This window comes from Rickettsia sp. TH2014, assembly GCF_019249195.1.
Lineage (GTDB): Bacteria > Pseudomonadota > Alphaproteobacteria > Rickettsiales > Rickettsiaceae > Rickettsia > Rickettsia felis.
In genome coordinates, this window is the sequence record NZ_MXAX01000150.1 from 1 (window position 1) to 1,020 (window position 1,020).

Consider the following 1,020-nt stretch of genomic DNA (forward strand, 5'->3'; position numbering starts at 1 on the left):
TTTTTTGATTTAGATTCATCTCTAATCCTCCATTNNNTATTATCTTAATTTTACTAAATGTAAGATTAAATCTCAACTATTACATTTTTAGCTAATATACACTTTCTTTCTAAAGTAGTATTGTATACTCTTTAATTTATTTTGTATTATTTTGAAGTTTAAAAAAGAAATTTCGTAAACAGGCTTTTTGAAATATTTCTTTTTGTTCTGAAGGGAAATGTTGCTTGATAAAATTAGTGCAAACATTTAATAGTTGTTGTTCTACGGTTCGTATTTCTAAATAAGCTGCTATGAGTAAGAAACTTTCTATAGTTTCTTTTACTGTTTCTAAAACCTTTTCTGTAGATTTAGCATTTATAGTTTGTAAATTATGTAGGCGATCAAACGCTTTAATAAGTGCGTTATCATATCTTTGTTCCTGTATTAGTAAATTTAACATTTCACCGGAGCTAATTTTACCGTACAGCTTAATTCTTGTTAAACGTTCTACGCTACCGGCAATATTCTTATCAAAAATTTTGCTAATATCAGCGTATGTAAGTATTGTATCCTCTATAGTATCATGAAGAAGGGCGACATTTGTCATATACGATTTGTAAAGTTTAGGAGCCTCAAGAGCCGTAAAATCTGCAAGCATGATTGCAACTTCTATAGGGTGAGAATAATAAGGCTCCCCTGATTGACGCATTTGAGAAGCATGATATTTACGGGTATAATAAAGACCTTTTTCAATTTCTGTGATATCTATAGGCGAGTCTACTATAGTATTCAAATATTTAATTCGATCAATTAATTTATTACTATAATCATAAACCTCAAATTTTTGCTGCCAAGTATCAATATCTTCCATAAACCTACTAATTATTTAAACTTCTTTTAAAAGGAGTATATACATATTATTAGTATCAAATATTTTTATAAGAAAATTAATAAGATTTTAGAAAGATATGATATTTATTTTTTAAATTGATCGATAATCAATGGGTAATCCTCCCATTTTTAATCGCAATAGAGAGTAGA

1 protein-coding gene is annotated in these 1,020 nt (G+C 27.6%); it reads right to left on the minus strand.

The window, feature by feature from the left end; genetic code table 11:
* Positions 1-136: 136 nt before the first annotated feature.
* Positions 137-850, minus strand: a complete 714-nt coding sequence (locus KYQ89_RS02850; RefSeq protein ID WP_218460320.1) for an HD domain-containing protein — start codon at positions 848-850, stop codon at positions 137-139.
* Between the last annotated feature and the right edge of the window lie 170 nt (positions 851-1,020).

What these genes read in the sequence shown, in the direction of transcription:
- KYQ89_RS02850 (WP_218460320.1), bottom strand. Translation starts at nt 850, where the DNA reads ATGGAAGATATTGATACTTGGCAGCAAAAATTTGAGGTTTATGATTAT.